The organism is Methylobacterium sp. Ger2507 (assembly GCF_055231875.1).
Map to the genome: position 1 here is coordinate 1,048,350 of NZ_JBUYVC010000001.1, position 15,301 is coordinate 1,063,650.

The 15,301-nt window shown below is 67.9% G+C and carries 17 protein-coding genes; 6 read left to right on the forward strand and 11 right to left on the reverse strand.

Features of this window, described 5'->3' with window-relative positions; genetic code table 11:
• Positions 1-161 precede the first annotated feature (161 nt).
• From lptB to ACV7NL_RS04885, 5 genes are all read right to left on the reverse strand, one after another.
• The gene (gene lptB, locus ACV7NL_RS04865) at positions 162-1,037 is read right to left on the reverse strand and encodes an LPS export ABC transporter ATP-binding protein (RefSeq protein ID WP_463355081.1); all 876 of its coding nucleotides are present in this window, start codon (positions 1,035-1,037) and stop codon (positions 162-164) included.
• Positions 1,034-1,750: an LptA/OstA family protein gene (locus ACV7NL_RS04870; RefSeq protein ID WP_056486215.1), complete on the reverse strand. Its 717-nt coding sequence runs from the start codon at positions 1,748-1,750 to the stop codon at positions 1,034-1,036. Before ACV7NL_RS04870 ends, lptB begins: the two co-directional genes overlap by 4 nt.
• Positions 1,751-1,821: 71 nt before the next feature.
• Positions 1,822-2,595 carry a lipopolysaccharide-assembly, LptC-related protein gene (locus ACV7NL_RS04875; protein WP_247635258.1) on the reverse strand — a complete coding sequence of 258 codons (774 nt, stop codon included), beginning with the start codon at positions 2,593-2,595 and terminating at the stop codon, positions 1,822-1,824.
• Positions 2,596-2,814: 219 nt separating this feature from the next.
• The gene (locus tag ACV7NL_RS04880) at positions 2,815-3,441 is read right to left on the reverse strand and encodes a ribonuclease D (protein ID WP_247635259.1); all 627 of its coding nucleotides are present in this window, start codon (positions 3,439-3,441) and stop codon (positions 2,815-2,817) included.
• A 189-nt stretch (positions 3,442-3,630) separates the two neighbouring features.
• Entirely contained in the window at positions 3,631-4,002 is a 372-nt protein-coding gene (locus ACV7NL_RS04885; protein ID WP_463355082.1) for a ComEA family DNA-binding protein, read from the reverse strand.
• 405 nt (positions 4,003-4,407) lie between these two features.
• Between ACV7NL_RS04885 and rpmF the strand changes: the two genes are divergently transcribed.
• The gene (gene rpmF / locus ACV7NL_RS04890; protein WP_056187853.1) at positions 4,408-4,596 is read left to right on the forward strand and encodes a 50S ribosomal protein L32; all 189 of its coding nucleotides are present in this window, start codon (positions 4,408-4,410) and stop codon (positions 4,594-4,596) included.
• 138 nt (positions 4,597-4,734) lie between these two features.
• Here rpmF and ACV7NL_RS04895 read toward each other — a convergent pair whose 3' ends face one another.
• Complete coding sequence (locus ACV7NL_RS04895; RefSeq protein WP_156634229.1) at positions 4,735-4,881, reverse strand: hypothetical protein; 147 nt, start codon at positions 4,879-4,881, stop codon at positions 4,735-4,737.
• 270 nt (positions 4,882-5,151) lie between these two features.
• Positions 5,152-5,799 carry a polyhydroxyalkanoate synthesis repressor PhaR gene (gene phaR / locus ACV7NL_RS04900; RefSeq protein WP_056485845.1) on the reverse strand — a complete coding sequence of 216 codons (648 nt, stop codon included), beginning with the start codon at positions 5,797-5,799 and terminating at the stop codon, positions 5,152-5,154.
• 313 nt (positions 5,800-6,112) lie between these two features.
• On the opposite strand from phaR, the gene ACV7NL_RS04905 reads away from it, so the two are divergent.
• Entirely contained in the window at positions 6,113-7,294 is a 1,182-nt protein-coding gene (locus tag ACV7NL_RS04905) for an acetyl-CoA C-acetyltransferase (protein WP_056187861.1), read from the forward strand.
• 187 nt (positions 7,295-7,481) lie between these two features.
• Entirely contained in the window at positions 7,482-8,210 is a 729-nt protein-coding gene (phbB, locus tag ACV7NL_RS04910) for an acetoacetyl-CoA reductase (protein WP_247635261.1), read from the forward strand.
• Between the two features lie 108 nt (positions 8,211-8,318).
• Here phbB and ACV7NL_RS04915 read toward each other — a convergent pair whose 3' ends face one another.
• The 4 genes from ACV7NL_RS04915 to ACV7NL_RS04930 all read right to left on the reverse strand — a co-directional run bounded on the left by ACV7NL_RS04915 (position 8,319) and on the right by ACV7NL_RS04930 (position 10,587).
• Positions 8,319-8,879 (reverse strand): c-type cytochrome, methanol metabolism-related, encoded by a 561-nt coding sequence (locus ACV7NL_RS04915; RefSeq protein WP_056187868.1) that lies wholly within the window; start codon positions 8,877-8,879, stop codon positions 8,319-8,321.
• Positions 8,880-8,958: 79 nt separating this feature from the next.
• Positions 8,959-9,459, reverse strand: coding sequence for a cupin domain-containing protein (locus tag ACV7NL_RS04920; RefSeq protein ID WP_463355083.1), 501 nt, complete (start codon positions 9,457-9,459; stop codon positions 8,959-8,961).
• A 22-nt stretch (positions 9,460-9,481) separates the two neighbouring features.
• Positions 9,482-10,276, reverse strand: a complete 795-nt coding sequence (locus ACV7NL_RS04925) for a hypothetical protein (protein ID WP_244478480.1) — start codon at positions 10,274-10,276, stop codon at positions 9,482-9,484.
• Positions 10,276-10,587, reverse strand: coding sequence for a hypothetical protein (locus tag ACV7NL_RS04930; protein ID WP_056187874.1), 312 nt, complete (start codon positions 10,585-10,587; stop codon positions 10,276-10,278). Before ACV7NL_RS04930 ends, ACV7NL_RS04925 begins: the two co-directional genes overlap by 1 nt.
• A gap of 336 nt (positions 10,588-10,923) precedes the next feature.
• On the opposite strand from ACV7NL_RS04930, the gene ACV7NL_RS04935 reads away from it, so the two are divergent.
• The 3 genes from ACV7NL_RS04935 to ptsN all read left to right on the forward strand — a co-directional run bounded on the left by ACV7NL_RS04935 (position 10,924) and on the right by ptsN (position 15,299).
• Positions 10,924-13,863 carry a phosphoenolpyruvate carboxylase gene (locus ACV7NL_RS04935; protein WP_463355084.1) on the forward strand — a complete coding sequence of 980 codons (2,940 nt, stop codon included), beginning with the start codon at positions 10,924-10,926 and terminating at the stop codon, positions 13,861-13,863.
• 235 nt (positions 13,864-14,098) lie between these two features.
• Positions 14,099-14,713 (forward strand): ribosome hibernation-promoting factor, HPF/YfiA family, encoded by a 615-nt coding sequence (hpf, locus tag ACV7NL_RS04940; protein ID WP_056187877.1) that lies wholly within the window; start codon positions 14,099-14,101, stop codon positions 14,711-14,713.
• A 118-nt stretch (positions 14,714-14,831) separates the two neighbouring features.
• The gene (gene ptsN / locus ACV7NL_RS04945; RefSeq protein ID WP_056187880.1) at positions 14,832-15,299 is read left to right on the forward strand and encodes a PTS IIA-like nitrogen regulatory protein PtsN; all 468 of its coding nucleotides are present in this window, start codon (positions 14,832-14,834) and stop codon (positions 15,297-15,299) included.
• Positions 15,300-15,301 lie beyond the last annotated feature (2 nt).

Consider the following 15,301-nt stretch of genomic DNA (forward strand, 5'->3'; position numbering starts at 1 on the left):
ACGCTAACAAAAGCTTGTTGCGATAGGGAAAGTCGGCGTCGCGCCAGACCCGGGCCGAATTGGTCCCGCCACGCGATCGGGTGAAAAAATCTGCGGGAGATGCCGGCGGCGTCTTGTTCGGCCGGCCAATCGCGAAGGGCTCACCCGGAGCGAGGGCGTGCCTAGAGGCGAAAATCTTCGCCGAGATAGAGGCGGCGCGCTTCGGGGTTAGCCACGATCTCTTCCGGCGTCCCCTCGGTCAAAATACGGCCGGAATGGGCAATGTAGGCCCGGTCGATCAACCCGAGGGTTTCGCGCACGTTATGGTCGGTGATCAGCACACCGATGCCGCGCTGCTTCAGGTGTTTTACCAGATCCTGGATATCGCCCACCGCAATGGGATCGATGCCCGCGAAAGGCTCGTCGAGAAGCATGAAGCTCGGTGAGGAGGCCAGTGCCCGCGCAATCTCGCAGCGCCGCCGCTCGCCCCCCGAGAGCGCGATCGACGGCGACTTGCGCAGGCGCGCGATGTCGAACTCCTCAAGCAGCGATTCGAGCTTGCGACCGCGCTCCTTGCGGTCGGGCTCGACCACTTCGAGCACGGCGCGGATATTGTCCTCCACCGTCAGGCCGCGGAAGATCGAAGCCTCCTGCGGCAGATAGCCGATGCCGAGGCGGGCGCGCTGATACATCGGCAGCCGGGTGATCGGCAGTCCATCGAGGGTGATCGTGCCGCGATCCGCCGTGACGAGACCGGTGATCATGTAGAAGATCGTGGTCTTGCCGGCGCCGTTGGGGCCGAGCAGGCCCACCGCCTCGCCGTTGCGGACGGTCAGGCCAGCCTCGTGCACGACGGTGCGGGGGCCATAGCTTTTGCGCAACCCGCGCACGCAGAGGATGCCGGGGCCGCCCCCCTCCTCGGCAATGGCGGCGGCCTCCGCCGCACGGCGGCGCGCGCGTCCACCGAAGAGGCGACCGAACAAGGACGTCGGGCGCCGTGCGTCCGCACCTTCAGAGGAGCGCTCCGCCAGGGCGGGCGCCGGTGCTGCGGCACTCAATTCGTCTGAGCCCGGGTCTTGCCGGCGGGCTTCTCGGCGGATGCTTCCGTGGGCTTGTCAGCGGAGGCTTTATCGGCAGACGGCCTATCAACCGGCGGCTTCGCGACGCGCCCGGCGATGGGAGCCTGCGAGCATCCTTTGCCCTTGGCGCCGTCCTCCTTCTGCGGAACCAGCAGCGCCGAAACGCGCCCGCCCGCCACAGGGTCCATGTTTGCCCGGCCGGTGGCCATGTCATAGACGAGGCGCGAACCCCGGGTGACGTTCTGGCACTGGCTCAGGATGACGTTTCCGGTGACCACGATGCGCTTGGCCTCCTGATCGAACACGGCGTTGTCGCCGGTGGCGATCTGGTCCTTCTGCACCACCGTGACCGGGCCGGCGCATTCCACGCGCTGGATGCCGTTCTCGTTCAGGCCGGCGGCGCGCTCGGCCTGGCTCGCGGTCTCGGCCGCAGCCTGTGCCGGCTCCTTCTTGTCCTTGCCGCGCTTGTAGCGCACCGTCATGCTGGAACAGCGGATGGTGCTGTCGCCCTGGACCGCCACGACGTTGCCGGCGAAGATCGCCTTGTTCTCGCGGTCGAACACGTCGAGACGGTCCGCGTCGATCTTGATCGGCTCCTTGCCGCCGCCCCCGAGACTGCCCAGGGGAGAGGCGGTCTTCTCCTTGCGGGGAGAAGCGGGCGCCGTTTGCGCGGAGGCGCTGCTTGCGAGCATGACGGTCACGACGGACAGGGCAAGGAGGCTTGCGCGCCGGGGCAGGCCGGCTCGGGTCGCCGCAGACTGCGTCACGGACGACGCCCCCCGTCTTCCGGCTCGGCCGACGTCGTGCGGACGCGCGCCGCCCGATCGTTCAGGCGCGCGACCTGCAACGCATCGCCGGAGGCTTCGGACTTGTCCTGCTGATGCAGGACCGTATGCACGTTGCCGACGAAGGAGATCACGTGCCCGCTGTCGATCACCTCGAGGGAATCGGCCACGATGGTGCCGCTCGGCATTGAGACCTTGACCGTGTCACTCGACTTGACGCTGCCGGCCTTGAAGTCGACGGCGGCGGTCTTCAGACGAACTTCCTCGCCCTTGTCGGTCCAGAGGCGGATATCGCGATCGAGGTTCAGCGACTCGCGCGACGAATCGAACACGCCGGCGGCGGCTTCGAGGTGGAGGAGGCCCCCCTTGTCGTCGGTGTTGAGCTGGCCCTTCATCGCCTGAAGCTCGATAACGCTGGGCTTGCGCACATCCTGAAAGGCGGCGGTGGCGGTCACCTCGTAGCCCCGGTCACCCTTGCGGAAGCCCGACAGCCGGGGGTTCTCCATCTTCACCTTGCTGCCCGACAGGCTGACCTGACCCATCGACACGTCCGGCAGGCTGGAACCGAACGGATTGAACAGGGTGACGACCGCGAGCGCCAGAACGGCGGTTCCAGCGGCCAGGGGGATGATTCGGCGCAGGGCGAGCACATGGCTGCTGTGGCTGCGCGCACGCGCATGGGCGCGAGTCCGGCGCGCATCCGCGCGACCCTCGTTCGTCCGCCCCGTCTCGATCGCCGCGCCCACCTGCATGACATTCCCAACATCGTGCCCCGGCGGCGTCGGCACTCGCGAGGGGCGCGCCGCGGCTGGGTCGGCCGCCGGATGCCCGGGGGCGGTGGCGAAGTTATGACGGGAAGCTTGCCAAAGCATCAAGCCTCCGGCCGATCGATCGTCGGAATGAAGCCGGGTGCCACCGCGAAGATGTGCGGCGGCGCACGACCACCGTCACACGGGCACTCAGACAGGCATTCAGGTATGCGCGAAGATGTCGGCCTCGGCCCAGCCGGCGAGATCGAGGCGAGCACGGGTCGGCAGGAAGTCGAAGCAGCTTCTGGCGATCTCGGTGCGCCCCTCCCGCTCCAGCATCGCGTCGAGGCGCGACCGTGCGGCGTGCAGGTAGAGCACGTCGGACGCGGCATAATCCACTTGCGCCTGGCTGAGGGTGTCTGCCCCCCAATCGGAGGATTGCTGCTGCTTGGAGAGATCAACGCCCACGAGTTCCCGGACGACGTCCTTCAGCCCGTGTCGGTCGGTGTAGGTGCGGGCCAGCTTCGAGGCGACCTTGGTGCAGTAGACCGGCGCGGGCATGACCCCGAGACCATGGAACAGCACGGCGAGGTCGAAGCGTGCGAAATGGAAGATCTTCAGGGTGGCGGGATCAGCGAGGACGCGCAGGAGCGTCTCGGCCGCCGGGTCTCCGGGAATGATCTGGACCACATCGGCGGTGCCATCGCCGCGCGAGATCTGAACCACGCACAGCCGGTCGCGATGCGGGTTGAGGCCCAGCGTCTCGGTGTCGATGGCGATGGCCGGGCCGGCGACGTAATCGGCTGGCAGGTCGCCGCGATGCAGGCGGATGGCGGGATGCGGCGGCATGGCGGACGGGCTTCTGCGCTGGGATCTGTGGCGGGCCAAGAACGGCGTTTTCGAGCGGTGTTTTCGCGTGTGATCCCCGGCGCCTACCACCCGCTCCCGCCCCCGACAAGGGAGGCCCACAGGGGTGAGACAGACAAACAATCCAGGATGTGCACGCGGCGCGCGACACGAGGCGCGCCGCGCCGGCCGCTACTTCTGTTTGGCGATGACCTTGTCCTTGATGCCGTCATAGGCGTTCTGCGGGATGATCTTCTTGGACAGCAACTCATCCTTGCCGCGATAGGGACGGCCCTTGATGATGGCGGCGGAACGGGCCGCGCCGATGCCCGGCAAGGCGTCGAGTTCGGCGGCGGTGGCGCTGTTGATGTCGATCAGGGCGGCCTTGTGCGCGGCAGCGGGGCTCTCGACGGTAGGCGCCTTCGGAGCGGTGGGCGCGGTCGGCGCCATCGTCTTTGGCGAGGGCGAGGGCGAGGGCATGGTCGGGCTCGGCGTTTGGGCCAGAGCAGGGCCGGCGGCCAAGCACGTCAGCACAGCGAGGGTACGTAGCAGGGATGAGGACATGGACGTCTCCCGAAAGCATCGCTCTCCGCGCGATGCGGCAGCGACCCTGCTTCCGGAATAGAAGTCCCAAGTTGAACCGCAGCTTAAAGTCCTCGCGCGCGTTCAGGCTCGGATCGAACTCGGATCGAAGGGGCGACCGGGCAGAAATCCCGACCGGGTCAGGCTGTATAGCGGCTTGTCTTGGCGAACGCTTGAGAGCTTCACCGTGCGGATGTCGGTCAGGAGGTTCGGCACGCGCGGTCGCCGTCGAACCGGGGTCGGTCTCTTGCGCCGGACCGCTCTAGCCAGAAGCGGCGTCTGGCGTTATAGAGCCGCCAGCGAATCTCCGTTTGACCACGGTGCCGAGGCGGCTTTCCCCAGGAAGTCGCGCCAGCGGTGCCTTTTTTGCCGTACAGGACTCTTCCGATGGCCGTTCCGAAGCGAAAGACCTCCCCCTCGCGTCGCGGCATGCGCCGCTCCGCCGACGCCCTCAAGGCCCCGACCTACGTCACCGACAAGGATTCGGGCGAGCTGCGCCGTCCCCATCATATCGATCTGAAGACGGGCATGTACCGGGGCCGTCAGGTCCTCAAAGTGAAGTCCGCAGAGGCCTGAGCTTCGCGGGACGCCTGACGGGCGCCCGACGGACGGCGATCGATTCCGACGCTTAAAAGCCGAGACCCCTATCAGCGGGTCCGGCTTTTTTCGTTGCGCGGGCCACCTTCGGCCGTGTGCCCAATACGGGAGAACCTGTCAGGCGCGGCGTGCCGCCTCGGCGTAACGGGCTGCGGCCGAGCGCGTGCGCTCGATGCGGGAAGGGCGCAGGGTCGGCTCCGTGCTCACGATCAACTGAGCGAGGAACCCTGCCATGGGGCGGGCAGGGATGGGACGCAGGCTCAACGGGGCCGAATCGTCACGGCCGGCAATCACGAGGAGATCCCGGCGCGTAAGCGTTCCGTCGTCGGGGGGCGACTCTGATTCGGGGCGCTCCATGGCATCCGTTCCCCGCGCCCGCGCGGCGCCTGGGAACAGAAATGGTCGACGTTAAGGGTTCGTCAACCTTCCCTCCGGCCGAAGCGGCGCGGAAGACTACGCGCCACGGCCGACACGGGAATCGGGAATTCGCGAAGCCAGGCGTGATGGCAGGCGTGGAGGGCGTCTCCGGCGCGCCTACTTCTTGGCCAGATCCTCGAGGCGCGACTGCATCTCCGCCATTTGGCGCTTGAGGTCGTCGAGATCCGTGCCGGCTCCGGCCTGCGAAATCGTGCTCGAGGACGTCGTGCTCGGAACCGGGACGTTCGCGCCGGACTTGCCGGCCGAAGAGGGGTGCGTTCCCATGCCCGAGAGCGGGCCGGTGCCGAAGGCGGTGAACATCTTCATGGCATCGCCGAAGAAGCTCATGTTGGCGCGGACCTGCTCTTCCATCGCGCTCTGGAAGGCCGTCGGCGCGAAGCTTTGGGTCATCTTCTCGCGAAGGCCCTCCTGGTCGCGAGCGAAGTTCGCCATCGAGAATTCGAGGAAGCTCGGCACCATGGTGCGCATGCTGTCGCCGTAGAAGCGGATGAGCTGGCGCAGGAAGGCGACCGGCAACAGATTGTCGTCCCCGGCCTTGTTCTCCTGCTCGAAGATGATCTGCGTCAGCACCGAACGCGTGATGTCGTCGCCGGAGCGCGCGTCGTAGACGAGAAAATCCTCGCCGTTCTGGACCATCGTCGCCAGGTCTTCGAGGGTGACGTAGGTGGACGTCCCGGTATGATAGAGGCGCCGGTTGGCGTATTTCTTGATGACGGTGTGATTGGACTTGCCGTTATCCGCCATCTCTGGGCGCCTCTCCCAACACGTTCGTGCCCACACGCGATCTTGACGAGGCGGCTGGGACCAGTGCCCGATCTCGCGGCGCACAAGTTCATCTTAAGGCGTTCGCGTGCCGACGAAAACAGCAATTTATCGCTCATCCCGCGGAATACCACGCATCGACGTGTTCGCTGTTACGGTAGGCCCCTGAAACAACTCCTGGATGCCTTGACTTCGCGAGGTCGACGGCTTTCATCCGAGGGAACGGCACAAAGGCGCCCACGCTCAACCCAGGAGCGTCAAGGGAGCGCCTGGCCGGGATGAGGAGAACGTCACCATGGCAGCAGAAGATATCGTCATCGTCGGCGCGGCACGCACCGCCGTCGGTTCGTTCGGCGGGGCGTTCAACACCGTGCCGGCACATGACCTCGGCGCCGTGGCGATCAAGGCCGCCCTCGAGCGCGCCGGCGTGCCGGCCGACGACGTGGACGAAGTGATCTTCGGCCAGGTGCTCACCGCCGGTGCCGGACAGAACCCCGCCCGTCAGGCGGCCATCAAGGCCGGCATCCCCGAGAAGGCCACCGCCTGGGGCGTCAACCAGGTCTGCGGTTCGGGCCTGCGCACGGTCGCCATCGGCATGCAGCAGATCGCCAACGGCGACGCCACCGTGATCGTGGCCGGCGGTCAGGAATCGATGTCGCTCTCGCCCCACGCGCAGTACCTGCGCGGCGGTCAGAAGATGGGTGACGTGAAGCTCATCGACACGATGATCAAGGACGGTCTCTGGGACGCCTTCAACGGCTACCACATGGGCCAGACCGCCGAGAACGTGGCCCAGGCCTTCCAGCTCACCCGCGAGCAGCAGGACCAGTTCGCCACCGCCTCGCAGAACAAGGCCGAAGCCGCCCGCAAGGAGGGCCGCTTCAAGGAGGAGATCGTCCCCGTGACGGTGCCGGGCCGCAAGGGCGACGTCATCGTCGACACCGACGAGTACATCCGCGACGGCGCCACCCTGGAGGCCATGGCCAAGCTCAAGCCGGCCTTCACCAAGGACGGGACTGTCACCGCCGCCAACGCCTCCGGCCTCAATGACGGCGCCGCCGCCATTGTGCTGATGTCGGCAGCGGAAGCCGAGCGCCGGGGCATCAAGCCGCTGGCCCGCATCGTCTCCTGGGCCACCGCCGGCGTCGACCCGAAGGTGATGGGCACCGGCCCGATTCCGGCCTCGCGCAAGGCTCTGGACAAGGCTGGCTGGAAGCCCTCCGACCTCGACCTGATCGAGGCCAACGAGGCGTTCGCTGCCCAGGCGCTCGCGGTGAACAAGGACATGGGCTGGGACACCGACAAGGTGAACGTCAATGGCGGCGCCATCGCCATCGGCCATCCGATCGGCGCCTCCGGTGCCCGCGTCCTCGTCACCCTTCTGCACGAGCTGAAGCGCCGCGATGCCAAGAAGGGCCTCGCCACCCTCTGCATCGGCGGCGGCATGGGCGTCGCCATGTGCATCGAGCGCGTTTGAATCGATCTCCTGCGGCGGTGGTCCAGAGCGAGTGATCCAGTTTTCTTGACACCGCCGCAAATTTAAATCGGTCGCGCGACGGCCGGAACGCCAGCTAAAGCCGCGCTCGACCCACTTCGATCGTCACGCCCCGGTCGCAGGACGTTCGGTTTCGACCCAAAAAATCTTAAAATTTCTGGAGGAAATCATGGCTCAGGAACGCGTTGCACTCGTCACGGGCGGCACGCGCGGCATCGGCGCCGCCATTTCGCAGGGCCTGAAGGCAAAGGGCTACAAGGTTGCGGCCAATTACGGCGGCAACGACGAGGCCGCCAATGCCTTCAAGGCTGAGACCGGAATCCCGGTGTTCAAGTTCGATGTGGGTGATGCCGCCGCCTGTGAGGCCGGCATCAAGGCGGTCGAGGCCGAGGTCGGCCCGATCGACATCCTCGTGAACAACGCCGGCATCACCCGGGACGGTGCCTTCCACAAGATGACCTTCGACAAGTGGCAGGCGGTCATCAAGACCAACCTCGACTCGATGTTCACCTGCACGCGGCCCGTCATCGAGGGCATGCGCGCCCGCAACTTCGGCCGCATCATCCTGATCTCGTCGATCAACGGCCAGAAGGGCCAGGCCGGCCAGACCAACTACTCCGCCGCCAAGGCCGGCGTGATCGGCTTCGCCAAGGCGCTGGCCCAGGAGAGTGCCTCGAAGGGCATCACCGTCAACGTGATCGCACCGGGCTATATCGCCACCGACATGGTGATGGCGGTGGCGGAGGACATCCGCAACAAGATCATTGCGACGATCCCGGTCGGCCGCCTCGGCGAGGCCGAGGAGATCGCCCGCGCGGTGGAATATCTCGCGGCCGAGGATTCGGGTTTCATCACCGGCTCGACCCTGACGATCAACGGCGCCCAGTACATCGCCTGATCTCGAAACACAGCGAGGGCGGCGCGCGTCGCCCCCGCTGCGGCGGGAAGGGTCCCTGTCGGTTGACGCTGCTCAATTCCGAGACGCGCCCCGATCCATGGACACGCCTCAGCCCATGCAGGCGTCCTCGCGCTTCTTGAACGATTCGGATTTCGGTTCGTGCTCGGCAGGACGGCCGCGACCGATGACGCCGTCCGCCCGTGCCCGCAGGTAGACGTAGATGTCGTCGATGTAGCACATCACGTTCCGATTATCCCCGAAGGCCGGCATCACCAGTTGCTGCGCAGAATTGACGTCCTTCTTGCCACCCGCGACGATGCCCACGAAGGTCGCGTAATCGTCGCGCTTCAGGGCCTCGACCAGGGATGGTGCATAGGTCGAACCTGCGCCGTCGGGACCGTGGCAGACGATGCAATTCGCATTGTAGCGCACGTAACCGGACATGGCCGGCCAATCGACCATCTTGCCACCCTCGGTGACGTGGTAGGTCGGCGTGCCGTCCTTGTCCGTATAGCTCCCGTCGTCAACCTTGGCCGGCTGAGTCGGACCCTCGCTCTTCAGGGACGAAGGGGCGGCGGACGGCGTCGGGTCTGCCCACGCGCCCGTGGTACCGAGCAGAAGCAGGGCCGACGCGAGCGACGCGGCGACAGGGGGAGCGGGGCGACGCATCGGGAGATTCCTGGGTTGCAACCGGAGCCCTGAAAGCGCCTTATAACGCGCCCTGGCAAGGGCCATTGGCACAAAATCGCTACTTCTCGTTGAGGACGTCGCGAGCGGCTCCAAGTCGAGGCGTTGGACGCCAATCCGGCGGCGCCATCTCGAAGCCAGCGAAGTCGAAGGCCGGGGAGACCGTGCAACCGACCAGCGTCCAGGCGCCCAGACTGGTGGCGGTCTGCCAATGGCCCGCCGGAACCACGATCTGCGGCTGCTGGCCTCGGGCGAGGTCCGGACCGAGATAGGCCGCCGCCGCATCGTGCCCGTTGGGGCTGACCGTGAGCACGAGCGGAGCGCCCGCGTGCCAGTGCCAGATCTCGGCCGCGTCCACCCGATGCCACTCGGACACCTCACCGAGATCCAGAAGGTAGTAGATCGCGCTGCCGACCGAGCGCCCCTCGATCGTCCGGGGATCGCGAAACGTCTCGCGATAGTGGCCACCCTCCGGATGCGGAGCGAGCCCGAGGCGCGCGATCACTTCGGCGGCGGTCGGCCCCTGTCCGTTTCCGCCTTGTCCCCGTATTCCCGCACCCATCGGCATCGTCCTGAACACAGCCTCACTCGATGGCTCCCTGCGGCAGGCTGAGGCCGGGGGGCGCCTTGGCGCCGGCATTGCCGCCGGCATCCCTGGCCACCTTGGGCCGGGGCTTCTTCGCGGGTTTGCCGGCCCCGTCCTTCGTCGCGACGGGTGGGCTTTTCACGGCGGGCGCCGTGCCGCATTCGCGGAAACCGAGTTGCGCCAGGCTCTGGCCGGCCTCGGAGACGATATTCAGCGTATCCGGCAGCGGCACCGGCGTGGCGTCCCATTGGACCGGGGCACCCAGCAGCGCGCCCAGAGCCGCCGGGCTTCCGCCCCGCCGCAGGGCGAACAGGTCGGGGCCATAGGCCGTGGCGGCCTTGCCGGCGATGACCACCTCGAGCACCCGCGTCGACTCGGGCGTGAGCGGACGCAGCGGGTTCTCGACCACGACGGTCCCCGTCCGGGTGACCCAGACGGCGAAGTCCTTCGGCCCTTCGTAGAGGGCCGCCTTGGTTTCGCACAGCACGGTCAGGCCGGGAAGATTGGCCGCCGGCGTCGGCGCAGCACTCGAAGCCGAAGCCGGTTCCCGACTCGGCTCCTGAGCCGGCGGCGCGGCCGGAACGACTTCGGCGGCCGGTTTGGACACCGGTTTCGCAGCCGGCTTGCGAGGCGGGGGCCGCTTCTTCGGCGCCGCCGCCGGCGGTGCCTCGGTATCGGGCGCCCCGTTCGGTTCCTGTGCGCGGGTCGGTCCCGCCGTCAGCACGACGGCCACCGTCAGCAGGACGGCCGCCGGCGGAAGGACCGCCCAACGGCGCGTGCGGAAGCACACCATCAGCGAAGCTCTCGATCTCGAAGCGAAGTCTGGGGCGACGGCAATGGTCCTGGTGAATCGGGGGCCAGCGTCGGAGGGGAGGGCGTCTTCACGGCCTCGACCTCGAGGATGGTCGCGGTGCGATCGATGGGACTGGCGCGCGGCGGCTCCAGGCCGCGGATCAGCAGGTCCGCGCCATCCGCTTCGTCCAGCAGATCTTCCTCCCGCGCCATGCGCAGTTCGGGGCGGCGCGCGCGCGCCAACTGCGAGGCCACGAGGCACCCGGAGAACAGCAGGGCGGCCAGGGCCCCCAGGATCAGGAGTGTTTCCATACCGGGTCCAGCGTTAGCCCAGGACGCGACGCGTTGCACCCTTCCGGAGCCCGTTCTTGTTCCGGAGACCCCGCGACAGCCAAGCTCGCACGCATGATCGGCTTGCCCCGGAACAGTCCTTGCGTCGCCCGCACTGATGTCAGAAAGCAGTGCCTCCCGTCCGGCCCCGCGCGCCCAGATCGGTGCCCGCAGGCACCCAGTGTTCGAGGGCGGCAACCGGGTTCGCGGCTTCCGTCGACCTGTCGACGTGGCCATGGATCCCTCGACGTTCCGACGCTCGCGTTGTCCCAGTGCCGTATGACGCTCTCGCCCGCCCCCGAACCGCAAGGTCGATCGATGCGCCCGCATGACCTCCATCCGGCCGATGCCGCCACCGAATCCGGCCTCGCATCGCGGCGGGGCGAAGGCCTGGAACAGGATCTTCCTCTGGAGCAGGAGCTTTTGAGGCTGATCGAGGAATCGCGCGAGCAGGCGGCGGAGGATCCGTTCCGCAACCCCGTGCTCGCCGTGACGCTGGCGATCACCCGCCGCTTCGATCGGGGCGAGATCGGCGAGGACGATCTCGACGCGTTGTTCCCCCTGCTGCGGGCGCAATCCCTGGCGTCCCGGGCCGAGCGTCTGCGCGCCTATGTCGGCCTCGACCGGGATGCCGCCGCCGCATCCGACACTCGCATGGCCGCCCGTCTCGTGGCGGCGGTGCCGCATCGGCAGGGAGATTTCGAGAGCTTCCGGGATCTCGTCGGACGCACCGGCTTCGCCGTGGTGTTCACCGCCCATCCGACCTTCGGCATGCCACGCGCCGTCGCGGCCCTGATCGCCCAGGCCGCCAGCGAGGTCGACAGACCGGCCCGCGCGGCGCTGGTGACGCGTGCGGCAGGCCACTCCACCCGGCCCGATCCCAAGATCAGCCTCGACGACGAGTTCGAGCAGGCCTGCGTCGCGGCCAACCACGGACGCACCGCCCTCGACGGCTTCAACGCTGCCCTGCTGGATGCGGCCCGCGCGCGCTGGCCCGACCGCTGGACCGAACTGGTCCCGAAACCCTTCGCCATCGCGAGCTGGGTCGGCTGCGACACGGACGGGCGCACCGATATCGGCTGGTGGGATACGGTGCGCTACCGACTCGAATCGAAGCGGATGCAGCTCGACAGGGTGATGCGCGACCTGCCCCAGGTTCCCGCGACCCAGGTGGTGCGCGATCTGACGGGCGGCGCGCTCGCCGCCGTGAACCGCCAGCTCGCGGTGGCGCCGCGCCTCGGCACGAAGCCGTCCCTCGAGGCGGTCCACCGCTTCGCCCTCGCGCTGATCATCGAGCGTGAGCGGGCACAGACCGATTCCGGCGCCATCCTGGCCGGACTGGCTGGAGCCATCGGCGGCCTCGATTCCGACGCCGACAAGCGCAGCGTCGCCCTCCTGCGCTCCGGCATCGCCACCCATGGGCTCTCGAACGCCCTGCCGCATTTCCGGCTCAATGCCAGCCAGATCCACAACGCGGTGCGCCGCGTGACCGACCTCGAGGGCGAGCCGACAGACGCGGCGCAGCGCCGTTCACATCTCGCCAGCATCCACGCGCTCCTCAACGACGTGCAGGCGGTGGACGTGGATTTCGGGGCGCTGGCCGCCGAGCGTGCCTCGGCCGCCCGCCTGATGATGACGATCACCCAGATCCTCAAGCACGTGGACGGCTCTCATCCCGTGCGCTTCCTCATCGCCGAGACCGAGACAGGCTACACCCTCCTGGCCGCCCTCTGGCTCGCGCGGCACTACGGCATCGCCGACAAGGTCGAGATCACGCCGCTGTTCGAGACGGCCAGTGCCCTGGAACAGGGCGTCCGCGTTCTCGACGATGCCCTGCGCAACCCGCACTGGCGCCAGTACCTCAAGCGTATCGGCCGCCTTACCGTCCAGTTCGGCTACTCGGATTCCGGGCGCTATGTCGGCCAGCTCGCCGCCAGCTTCTGGATCGAGCGCCTGCGCCTGCGCATCACCGAATTGATGGTTCAGAACGACCTCACCGGGGTCGAACTCGCGATCTTCGACACCCATGGCGAATCGATCGGCCGAGGCGCTCACCCGACCTCCCTGCGCGATCGCCTCGCCTATCTGGCCCCCGAGGATGCGCGCCGGCGCAACCGGAACGCGAGCATCCGGGTGCGCCTCGAATCGAGCTTCCAGGGCTCGGACGGCTACCTGATGTTCGGCACCCTGCCGTTGGCCCAGGCGACCGTCGAGCGCATTGCCGAGCACGTCTTCGCCTTCGATGTCGCCGACGACGACAGCTTCGCCGACTACGTCCTGTCCGATCCGGCGAGCGGGGCGGACGAGACCGACGACCCGATCTACGCCGAGCCGGATTTCGCCGCCGAGTTCTTCACCGTGGTGCGCCAGGACATGGAGACGCTGGTGGACGATGCGGGCTACGCCGCCCTGCTCGGCACCTTCGGCCCGAGCCTCCTCGACCGCACCGGTTCGCGGCCCGTCGCCCGCCAGACCGATGGCGGCGGTCCGACCATGATCACCCACCCGCGTCAGATGCGGGCGATCCCCAACAACGCGATCCTGCAGCAGCTCGGCTTCCTGGCCAATTCGCTGCACGGGGTCGGCCGTGCGGCCGGTCGGACGCCGGACCTGTTCCGCGACATGCGGCGGGATTCCGTGCGCTTCTCCCGGGCCTTCCGCATGGTCCAGCACGCCGCCAGCGTTTCCGATCTCGATGTGCTGCGCGCCTATATCGACACCCTCGATCCGGCGGTGTGGCTGGAGCGTGCCCGGCGTACGCAGCGCGACGGACGGCGCGAGGAACTCGTCGTCATCGCCAACGCCCTCGACCGTCTGCGTCTGGCGCCCGACCTGCGCCACCTGTTCGGCCAACTGACCTGCGACTGGCTCAGCCTGCAGGTCGCGGCTCCCGACCTCGGGCGGATGTCGGCCCGCCTGACCCTGCTGCACGCGATCCGGCTCGCGCTGATCCACCGGATCTGGTTCCTGGCGGTGCACATCCCCGGCTTCCGCCCCCAATCGGGGATCAGCCGCGAGGCCCTGATCGAGCGCTTCCTGCGCCTCGATATCGATGGCTGCCTGACGCTGCTCGAGGACATCTTCCCGATCACACCGGACCCGACGCTGGGCCTCAATTTCGGCGAGCCTGCCGGCCCGCGCGACGTCGGAACCTACGAGACCGAGCACAGGACGCTGTTCGAGCCGATCCGGCGCAGCTTCCAGCGGGTGCGGGAGATCTCGGGCATGATCCAGCACGAGGTCGGGGCCTTCGGATAGGGCGCGGCCTCCGCAACCAGCCACGCCTGCACGCGGGGTGGGAGCCGACCCGGCTTGCTGCCCCGTTCCAACCCGTCTCCCGAGGACGCGCATCCCGAAGCCGAGGCGCCTCGATGACGGATCGAGCGCCGACGATCGATCCGGGGCCGGCCCCGCGTTGACTTCTCCAGGCGAGGCTCCTTAACTCATGAGGCTCCTCAACCAGAGCGCGTCCACAACGAAAATCGGAGGGATCATGGGGGCATTGCGCGTGACGGGCCACGGCCTGGACCTTGGCGAAGCGCTGCGGGGGCGTGTCGAGGAGCGAATGGCTGCCACACTCGCGAAATACCTCGACAGCCATATGAGCGAGACCTGTTCGGGGCACGTCACCCTTCGGCGGGATGGGACCTCCTACCGCACCGACTGCGTGCTCCACCTCGTCTCGGGCCTGACCCTGGAAGCGTCCGGCGCGGCGCATGACGCCCATGCCAGCTTCGATCAGACGGCCGATCGGCTCGAGAAGCGTCTGCGTCGCTACAAGCACAAGCTCAAGGATCACGGCGCGGCCGCCCATGACGGTGCGACAGTGCAGGCGGCCTATGCGGTTTTCGCCGCACCCAGCGAGGCCGATGCGGTCGATCTCGACGAGGACGACCTGACGGATGGCGAGGCGGCACACCCGCCCGTGGTCGCCGAGAGCACCAAGACCCTGAAGCGCCACTCGGTAAGCGAGGCGGTCACTGCCCTCGACCTCACGGGCGCTCCGGTCATCGTGTTCGTTCACGCTGGCACCGGACGCATCAACGTCGTATACCGCCGCACTGACGGGGCTATCGGCTGGGTCGATCCGGCCGAGGCGGCGTCGTAGGCGCGGGGCGGGAACAGAGCCCGAACCCGCTCGATTGAGTCTCAGGGCCGCCCGGGCGGCCCGACCTTTCATGGAGTGGCGGCCGGGTCGGCTGCCGCCGACGGGGCGACGGTCCTTCATGCCAGTACTGGAATTCCTGTCTCCGGATTCCGTGGTGCCGTCCCTGCGTGTCCGCGCCAAGAAGTCGATGCTGCAGGAGCTGAGCGCCCATGCGGTGCGTCAGCTTCCGGCTTTGGACGAGCGGGAGGTGTTCGAGACCCTGCTGCAGCGTGAGCGCCTCGGCTCCACCGGTATCGGCGACGGCGTCGCCATCCCGCACGGCAAGCTTCCTGGCCTCGACCGCTTGTTCGGTCTCGTCGCCCGCCTCGAGAAGCCGGTGGATTTCGATGCTCTCGACGGTCAGCCCGTCGATATCGCCTTCCTGCTCCTGGCTCCCGAGGGGGCTGGCGCCGATCATCTCAAGGCTCTGGCGCAGGTCGCCCGGCTGCTGCGCGAACCCGGAATCCTGGAGCGCATCCGGGCCGCCCGGGATGCCAGCGCGCTCTACGCCCTCCTGACCCACACCTCGACCTCGCAGGCCGCATGAAC

What these genes read in the sequence shown, in the direction of transcription:
- ACV7NL_RS04870 (WP_056486215.1), bottom strand. Translation starts at nt 1,750, where the DNA reads ATGCTCGCAAGCAGCGCCTCCGCGCAAACGGCGCCCGCTTCTCCCCGC.
- ACV7NL_RS04875 (WP_247635258.1), bottom strand. Translation starts at nt 2,595, where the DNA reads ATGCAGGTGGGCGCGGCGATCGAGACGGGGCGGACGAACGAGGGTCGC.
- ACV7NL_RS04880 (WP_247635259.1), bottom strand. Translation starts at nt 3,441, where the DNA reads ATGCCGCCGCATCCCGCCATCCGCCTGCATCGCGGCGACCTGCCAGCC.
- ACV7NL_RS04885 (WP_463355082.1), bottom strand. Translation starts at nt 4,002, where the DNA reads ATGTCCTCATCCCTGCTACGTACCCTCGCTGTGCTGACGTGCTTGGCC.
- rpmF (WP_056187853.1), top strand. Translation starts at nt 4,408, where the DNA reads ATGGCCGTTCCGAAGCGAAAGACCTCCCCCTCGCGTCGCGGCATGCGC.
- phaR (WP_056485845.1), bottom strand. Translation starts at nt 5,799, where the DNA reads ATGGCGGATAACGGCAAGTCCAATCACACCGTCATCAAGAAATACGCC.
- ACV7NL_RS04905 (WP_056187861.1), top strand. Translation starts at nt 6,113, where the DNA reads ATGGCAGCAGAAGATATCGTCATCGTCGGCGCGGCACGCACCGCCGTC.
- phbB (WP_247635261.1), top strand. Translation starts at nt 7,482, where the DNA reads ATGGCTCAGGAACGCGTTGCACTCGTCACGGGCGGCACGCGCGGCATC.
- ACV7NL_RS04915 (WP_056187868.1), bottom strand. Translation starts at nt 8,879, where the DNA reads ATGCGTCGCCCCGCTCCCCCTGTCGCCGCGTCGCTCGCGTCGGCCCTG.
- ACV7NL_RS04920 (WP_463355083.1), bottom strand. Translation starts at nt 9,459, where the DNA reads ATGGGTGCGGGAATACGGGGACAAGGCGGAAACGGACAGGGGCCGACC.
- ACV7NL_RS04925 (WP_244478480.1), bottom strand. Translation starts at nt 10,276, where the DNA reads ATGGTGTGCTTCCGCACGCGCCGTTGGGCGGTCCTTCCGCCGGCGGCC.
- ACV7NL_RS04930 (WP_056187874.1), bottom strand. Translation starts at nt 10,587, where the DNA reads ATGGAAACACTCCTGATCCTGGGGGCCCTGGCCGCCCTGCTGTTCTCC.
- ACV7NL_RS04935 (WP_463355084.1), top strand. Translation starts at nt 10,924, where the DNA reads ATGCGCCCGCATGACCTCCATCCGGCCGATGCCGCCACCGAATCCGGC.
- hpf (WP_056187877.1), top strand. Translation starts at nt 14,099, where the DNA reads ATGGGGGCATTGCGCGTGACGGGCCACGGCCTGGACCTTGGCGAAGCG.
- ptsN (WP_056187880.1), top strand. Translation starts at nt 14,832, where the DNA reads ATGCCAGTACTGGAATTCCTGTCTCCGGATTCCGTGGTGCCGTCCCTG.